General features: G+C 65.9%; 6 protein-coding genes. 5 read left to right on the forward strand and 1 reads right to left on the reverse strand.

Annotated features, from left to right (window positions below):
• The gene (locus ACM0PB_RS05595) at nucleotides 1–1,218 is read left to right on the forward strand and encodes a D-alanyl-D-alanine carboxypeptidase family protein (protein ID WP_065186230.1); all 1,218 of its coding nucleotides are present in this window, start codon (nucleotides 1–3) and stop codon (nucleotides 1,216–1,218) included.
• A 13-nt stretch (nucleotides 1,219–1,231) separates the two neighbouring features.
• Nucleotides 1,232–3,349, forward strand: coding sequence for a YadA family autotransporter adhesin (locus tag ACM0PB_RS05600; RefSeq protein WP_196769392.1), 2,118 nt, complete (start codon nucleotides 1,232–1,234; stop codon nucleotides 3,347–3,349).
• Between the two features lie 48 nt (nucleotides 3,350–3,397).
• Here the strand turns inward: ACM0PB_RS05600 and ACM0PB_RS05605 are convergent, their stop codons facing one another.
• Nucleotides 3,398–4,456 carry a lipid A deacylase LpxR family protein gene (locus ACM0PB_RS05605; RefSeq protein WP_080375075.1) on the reverse strand — a complete coding sequence of 353 codons (1,059 nt, stop codon included), beginning with the start codon at nucleotides 4,454–4,456 and terminating at the stop codon, nucleotides 3,398–3,400.
• Nucleotides 4,457–4,807: 351 nt separating this feature from the next.
• On the opposite strand from ACM0PB_RS05605, the gene ACM0PB_RS05610 reads away from it, so the two are divergent.
• The 3 genes from ACM0PB_RS05610 to lipA are packed head-to-tail and all read left to right on the forward strand — an operon-like array spanning nucleotide 4,808 to nucleotide 6,813.
• Nucleotides 4,808–5,086 carry a YbeD family protein gene (locus tag ACM0PB_RS05610; protein ID WP_005411067.1) on the forward strand — a complete coding sequence of 93 codons (279 nt, stop codon included), beginning with the start codon at nucleotides 4,808–4,810 and terminating at the stop codon, nucleotides 5,084–5,086.
• Complete coding sequence (gene lipB / locus ACM0PB_RS05615) at nucleotides 5,074–5,784, forward strand: lipoyl(octanoyl) transferase LipB (protein WP_134955846.1); 711 nt, start codon at nucleotides 5,074–5,076, stop codon at nucleotides 5,782–5,784. The genes ACM0PB_RS05610 and lipB overlap by 13 nt, the downstream gene beginning before the upstream one ends.
• Nucleotides 5,785–5,802: 18 nt before the next feature.
• Nucleotides 5,803–6,813, forward strand: a complete 1,011-nt coding sequence (lipA, locus tag ACM0PB_RS05620; RefSeq protein ID WP_005419370.1) for a lipoyl synthase — start codon at nucleotides 5,803–5,805, stop codon at nucleotides 6,811–6,813.
• Nucleotides 6,814–6,870: the final 57 nt, after the last annotated feature.

Here is a 6,870-nt window from a genome sequence, read left to right on the forward strand (position 1 = left end):
ATGAATTTCCGTTCCGCCGCCACCGCCCTGGCCGCCACCCTGGTGGTGGGCCTGGCTTCCGCCCAGACCCCGCTGCCGACCCCGGCCACGCCGGCGCCCGCCGCCGCTGCCGCCCCGGTCACCGTTGCCACCCCGCCGGCGCCGGTGCCGAGCGTATCCAAGGCCTGGGTGCTGATGGACTACGCCACCGGCCAGGTGCTGGCCGGCGAGAACATCCACGAGCAGCTGGCCCCGGCCAGCATCACCAAGGTGATGACGTCCTACGTGATCGCCGCCGAGGTCAAGAACGGCAAGGTCCGTGCGGATGACCAGGTGATGATGAGCGAACGCGCCTGGCGCGAAGGCGGCGCGGGTACCGACGGCAGCTACAGCGGCTTCCCGGTCAACCAGACCGCACGCCTGGAAGACATGGAAAAGGGCATGGCGATCCAGTCCGGCAATGATGCCGCGATCGCCCTGGCCGAGCACGTGGCCGGCAGCGAAGAAGCCTTTGCGTCGCTGATGAACAGCTACGCCGCCAAGATCGGCATGAAGAACTCCCACTTCGTCAACGCCCACGGCCTGACCGCCGAAGGCCACCACAGCACCGCCTACGACCTGGCGCTGCTGGGCCGCGCGATGGTGCGTGATTACCCGGAAACCTACGCGTACAACAAGATCAAGGAATTCCAGGTCGGCAACATCAAGCAACCGAACCGCAACCTGCTGTTGTGGCGCGACGGCAGCGTGGACGGCATCAAGACCGGCCACACCTCCGAAGCCGGGTACTGCCTGATGAGTTCGGCGCAGCGTGGCGACCAGCGCCTGATCGCCGTGGTATTGGGGGGGGAGTCGGAAAAGCAGCGTGCCGATGACAGCCTGGCGCTGCTGAACTGGGGCTTCCGCTTCTTCGAGACCCACCGTCTGTATGAACCGGGCAAGGCCGTGGCCGAGCACAAGGTCTGGAAGGGCACCACCGACAAGGTGCAGCTGGGGGTGGCCCAGCCGATGCTGGTGAGCGTGCCGCGCGGCCGCTACAACGACCTGAAGCCGAGCATCGATGTGCCCAAGACCCTGGAAGCACCGTTCACCGCCGGCCAGAAGATCGGCACCGTGAAGGTCACCCTGGATGGCAAGGTCGTCGCCGAAGCGCCGCTGGTGGCCGTGGCCGCCGTTGAGCAGGCCGGCTTCTTCAAGCGCCTGTGGGACAGCTTCTGGATGTGGTGGGAATCGGAATGATCCACGCCCCGGCGTGGTGAACGAAAAGGCCGGCGAATGCCGGCCTTTTTCTTTGCCTGTATCGACGCTGTCGGGCCGGGTCCGGCGCGTGGAATTGGTACACGTCCGATGGGTTTGCCGGCGTGTCAGGTCGAGCATGTACGCAACAGGACTGCCGGGCACTGCGGCTTTCCGTCCCATTCCACAGGAGTACATGCCAATGACCATTCGCACGCTGATATCCGTGATTTCTCCAAAGACGCGTTGCACTGCGCGCCGCACCCCGCTGGCATTGGCGTTGGCAGGTGCCTTGATGCTGCCAGCAGCTCTGGCTGCAGCAGCGGACAGGGGGGACTGCGCCAATGAAGCAACCGATGCGGAGCGAGAGCGCTGCACCAGTGACCAGGGGGTGACGTGGTCGAGTGTGCTTGCCACCAAGGTTGAACTGGGCGATGACGCCGTAGCGGGGGGCGCGCGCGACATTGCCATCGGCAATTCAGCAAGGACGGACAGCTTACTTTCGCCGGGCACTGATTCGCCGGACTACTCGATTGCGATCGGACCCGGTGCGCAGGTCGTGGGTGGAGGATCGCTGGCTATGGGCGGGGGCGCGAGCGTGCTCGGGGCCCCAACCACCAAGATGAAGGCAGTAGCCCTGGGCAATGCCAGTACTGTTTCGGCCGAAGGTGGCGTAGCGGTGGGCTACGATGCGACCGCCAGCCACAGTAACAGCGTCGCCTTGGGAGCCGGGGCGACCACCAATGCGGCCAACACGGTATCGGTGGGCAATGGCGTTGACAACCGCCGCATCACCAACATGGCTGACGGTGTGATCGCTGCAGGCAGTGCCGATGCCATCACCGGTGCGCAGCTGTTCTCGACCAATGAGCGCGTTGGGCGGGTGGAGAGTGACATCGACACGATCAAGGACGATGCCTCGAAGCTGGGTGCCCAGGTGGGTTCGCTGGAGAGCGACGTTGGCGGATTGCAGACGCGCATGTCCGGCGCAGAAGGCTCGCTGAAGACGCTGAGTGATGACGTCGCGGGCCTTGCTGACGGCTCCTCCGGCATCGTCACCCATGATTCCGGTACGGGCGTGGTGAGCGTGGCTGCCGGCAAGGGCGGTACTGTGGTGGATTTCGCAGGCGGGGATGGCTACCGGCGCCTGAGCGGCGTGGCCAACGGCGTCAACGAAGATGACGTGGTGACCATCGCGCAGCTGCGGGCGGCTGGCGCGATTGATCCCGTCAGTGGTGAGACGCTGAGCGTGCTCACTTACGACGATGCAAGTCTGTCCCGGGCCTCGCTCGGCGGAACGGGTGGCACGGTGCTGGACAAGGTCGCCGCCGGCCAGATTGGCCAGTTCAGCATGGAAGCCGTCAATGGCAGCCAGCTGTGGCAGATGAATGCCAACTGGGAAGCCCAATGGCGACAGATGGACGACCGGCTGGGTTCGATCGAGCGTGGGATCGAGGATGGTTCCATTGGTGGCCCGGGGACCGGAAATCCCGGCACGGGCAATCCGGGTGTCTCCCCCGGTACCGGTGAGGGATCGGTGGCCATTGGCGAAGGGAGCGATGCTTCCGGCAAGGGCGCGATCGGCCTTGGCAATGGAAGCGCGGCGTCCGGCGTGGGCGCAGTGGCCGTGGGCGAGGGTAGTGTGGCCTCGGGTACGGGCTCGGTGGCCATGGGCGAAGGCGCCAGTGCGACGGGCAACAATTCGGTTGCTGTCGGTGCCGGATCTACGGCTGACCGCGACAGTGAGTTCTCGGTGGGCTCCCAAGGCAATGAGCGCGTCGTCAGCAATGTCGCGGCCGGCGTACGCCCGACCGATGCGGTGAACGTGCAGCAGATGGATGATCGTTTCAAGGCCGAGCGTGAGTACACCGATGGCCGCTTCAACGCGATGGACACGCGGCTTGACCGCATGGGGGCGATCAGCGCGGCCTATGCGGGCATGGCAATCAACACCGCCGGTTTGAGCGGCGACAACCGCGTGGGTGCGGGTGTCGGTTCGCAGAACGGGCGTTCGGCGTTGGCCGTGGGTTACCAGCGGATACTGGGCGAGAAGAAGAACGTCTCGGTGTCCTTGGGTGGCGCCTTCAGTGGTAGTGACCAGAGCGTTTCTGCCGGCGCGGGTTTCAGCTGGTAGGCACGCGAGGTGTCCGCCGGGCAACACCCGGCGGAACCGAGGCTGGGCCTACAGCGCACGACTGATGGTGAAGCTGCCGAACACCGGCGCCTCGCGCTGGCCGTTGAATTCGCGCGTGCTGTGGTAGCGCGCGGCAGCGAACTTCCAGCGGCCGTACATCACCGCCACGCCGTACCCGCCGTAGGCCACCACATGACGCTTGTCCACGCTGTGACTGTTGCGGAAGGTGTTGCCATCCAGGGTGATATCGCGGATCACCCAGGCAGCGTCCGAGGTCGCGAACAGGTGCCAGGACCACCCACCGGGGCGGCCGCTGCGGGTCGGCGCCGTGTTCTCACCGGCCGGGCGCAACGGCGTGCTGCCGAAGTCGTCCGGCAGCTTCCAGCCAAAGCGCACTTCACCGCCGAAATTGGCCTTGGTTTCCAGGTTGCCGATCGACCCGCCGTAGTGGCTGATCGCGTCCCAACCCCAACCGTCGGCATTGACGCTGGCATCGCCCGGCCAGCGGCGCATGCGCTCATGGGTCAGCATGAACAGTGGTTCGTTGTGCAGCTGGTTGTCCCAACCCTTGAATTTTTCGTCGCCCAGCACGTCGTGCACGGCATTCTGCACCTGCTTGCCCTGTGCCCAGGGGCCGACCACGCCCAGTGTCAGCTGGGTGGTCTGCAGGCGGTCGCCGCTGCGCGCATTGAAACCGAAGTTCGCGATCAGCACGCCGGCGTAAGGGCGGTCGTCCTCGATCAGGTCCCTGCGAGTGAAATCGGTCGGGGTGAAGATCCCCTGGCCGATGCTGAAGATCATGTTCTGCTGTTCGAACTTGCCCGGATGCAGCCCTTCCAGGTACCGGTTCACCCAGCGCGCCATGCGCGGCAGGCAGGGGTCGTCGGTGTAATCGACCAGATTGGGGGAGACCAGGGTCAACAGCGCACCGTTGGTATAGCCCTGATCCTGGTGGCGGCCGCCGAACAGGTCGTTGTCGACGCGGAAATTGACCTGCGGCGGGTGGTCGCGCATGGCGTCCGGGCCACATTGTTCGGCCGCCTGGGCGGCAAGGGGGAGGGCAGAGGCCAGCAGGCCGGCGAGCCCGAGAGCTGCGACACTACGCATGGATGGAATGCTCATGGGGAAGGGGGCGGTTTTCAGTCGTTTTCTGCAACGCTACGGTACTCGTGCCCGCGCGTCGGAACGAGCACGTCCGGATCACTTGTCTGTTCCGAAAACAACATTGTCCGGCGGGCACAATTTGTTACCCGCGTACGCGCCGCAGGCCGGGCGTGAAGGCGGTCGCGGGCCGCCCGTACGATGTTCGCGCTGGTGATGGTCAGGAGATTGCAGTCAGCTGCCGTTGGGCCTCAGGCCCGTCCCTTTGGGCCGCCTGCAACGCAGCAGACCGCCGGTGCGGTCCTGGCGTTGATGAATACTCTTGGGTTTGTTGCCCTGCGGCCCGATAATGGGGCCATGGAAATCAAGTCCGACAACCCCGACCACGGCTTCCAGTTCCCCGGCCAGTTCGAGCTCAGCGCCATGGGCCCGGCCAACCGCGGCCTGGAGCATGAGCTTCCCCGCCTGTTGCTGGCCGCCGGCATCGATGTGGTGAACGAACGCATCAGCTGGAAGCACTCCTCCAACGGCAAGTACGTGTCCGTCCGCATCGTGTTCAAGGCCGAGAGCCGCGAACAGTACGACCTGGCGCACCAGGCGCTGCGTGACCACCCGGAAGTGAAGTGGACGCTGTAGCCGACTCCTGCCCGGCCGAAGCCGCCCCGGAGGACCGTGCGCCGCGTCCGGCGCTGGTCCGTGACCTCGGCCGACAGCTGTATGAACCGGTGTGGCGCGCCATGCAGCGCTTCACCGACCAGCGCAGCGACGCCGATGCCGACGAGCTGTGGGTGGTCGAGCACGATCCGGTGTTCACCCTGGGCCAGGCCGGCAAGGACGAGCATGTGCTGGCGCCGGGCGACATCCCCGTGCTGCACGTGGACCGCGGCGGCCAGGTGACCTATCACGGTCCCGGCCAGATCGTGATCTATCCGTTGCTGCGCCTGCCACGGCTGGGTATCGGTGTGCGCGACTACGTGTGTCGCATCGAGCAGGCGCTCATCGATACCCTGGCCGAGTGGAACATCGGCGCCGAACGCCGCGAGGGCGCCCCAGGCGTCTACGTCGGTGGTGCCAAGATTGCCGCACTCGGCATCCGTGTGCGCCGCGGCTGCACCTTCCATGGGCTGGCCTTCAACGTGGCCATGGACCTGGAACCCTTCCACCGCATCAATCCCTGTGGCTATCAGGGGTTGCAGGTGACCTCGGTGCTGGACTTGGGCGGCCCCTCCGGGATGGAGGCCGTCAAGCCAGTGCTGCTGGACCACCTGGCCCGCCAGTTTGGCCTGCTGCTGCAGCACACGCCCGAACTGCCCGATCTTTCTGCGGCCGCCTGACCGCCCCCCGGAACTGCCATGACTGAAACCACCGCCCGTTCCATTCCCCTGCAGATCGTGCAGGGCGATTCTCCGTCCACCGCGCCGTTGCAGGCCGGGGTCAAGCAGCTGGGCGGTGACAAGATCAACCGTTCGCCGGTGCAGTTCGCCGATGCGCCGGTACTGCGCAAGCCGTCCTGGATCCGCGTGCGCATTCCTTCGGGCAATGCCGTGCAGAACCTGAAGGCCAAGCTGCGCGAGAACCGCCTGGTGACGGTCTGCGAGGAAGCCAGCTGCCCGAACATCCATGAGTGCTTCGGCCACGGCACCGCCACCTTCATGATCCTCGGCGAGGTCTGCACCCGGCGCTGCTCGTTCTGCGACGTCGCCCACGGCCGCCCGAAGCCGCCGGATGCCAACGAACCGGCCAGCCTCGGCCAGACCGTGGCCGACATGGGCCTGAAGTACGTGGTGGTGACCAGCGTCGACCGCGATGACCTGCGCGACGGCGGTGCCCAGCACTTCGTCGACTGCATCACCGCCATCCGCGAAAAGTCACCGGGTACCCGCATCGAAGTGCTGACCCCGGACTTCCGCGGCAAGGGCCGCATGGAACGTGCGCTGGAGATCCTGGCGCAGAACCCGCCGGATGTGTTCAACCACAACATCGAGACCGTGCCGGACCTGTACCGCAACGTGCGCCCGGGTGCGGACTACCAGTGGTCGCTGAACCTGCTGAAGAACTTCAAGGCGCAGCACCCGGACGTGCCAACCAAGAGCGGCATCATGCTGGGCCTGGGCGAGGACTTCGAACAGATCAAGGCCACGATGCGTGACCTGCGCGCGCACGATGTGGACATGATCACCATCGGACAGTACCTGCAGCCGACCGCGCACCATCACCCGGTGCTGAAGTACTGGACCCCCGACGACTACAAGGCACTGGAAGACTACGGTTACGAGCTGGGCTTCAGCCACGTGGCGTCCGGCCCGATGGTGCGCTCGTCGTACCACGCCGACGTTCAGGCCAAGGGCGCAGGGGTTTCCTGACACCCTCCCGGTGGGTGGGAGCTGCTTCTCCTGTGGGTGCGGACCGTTGGTCCGCAC

Origin of the sequence: Stenotrophomonas sp. AR029 (genome assembly GCF_047520695.2) — a bacterium.
In the GTDB taxonomy this organism is placed as follows: domain Bacteria; phylum Pseudomonadota; class Gammaproteobacteria; order Xanthomonadales; family Xanthomonadaceae; genus Stenotrophomonas; species Stenotrophomonas sepilia.

Bases quoted from the DNA above. Each gene is read 5' to 3' on its own strand.
- ACM0PB_RS05610 (WP_005411067.1), top strand. From the start codon at position 4,808: ATGGAAATCAAGTCCGACAACCCCGACCACGGCTTCCAGTTCCCCGGC.
- lipA (WP_005419370.1), top strand. From the start codon at position 5,803: ATGACTGAAACCACCGCCCGTTCCATTCCCCTGCAGATCGTGCAGGGC.
- ACM0PB_RS05605 (WP_080375075.1), bottom strand. From the start codon at position 4,456: ATGCGTAGTGTCGCAGCTCTCGGGCTCGCCGGCCTGCTGGCCTCTGCC.
- ACM0PB_RS05595 (WP_065186230.1), top strand. From the start codon at position 1: ATGAATTTCCGTTCCGCCGCCACCGCCCTGGCCGCCACCCTGGTGGTG.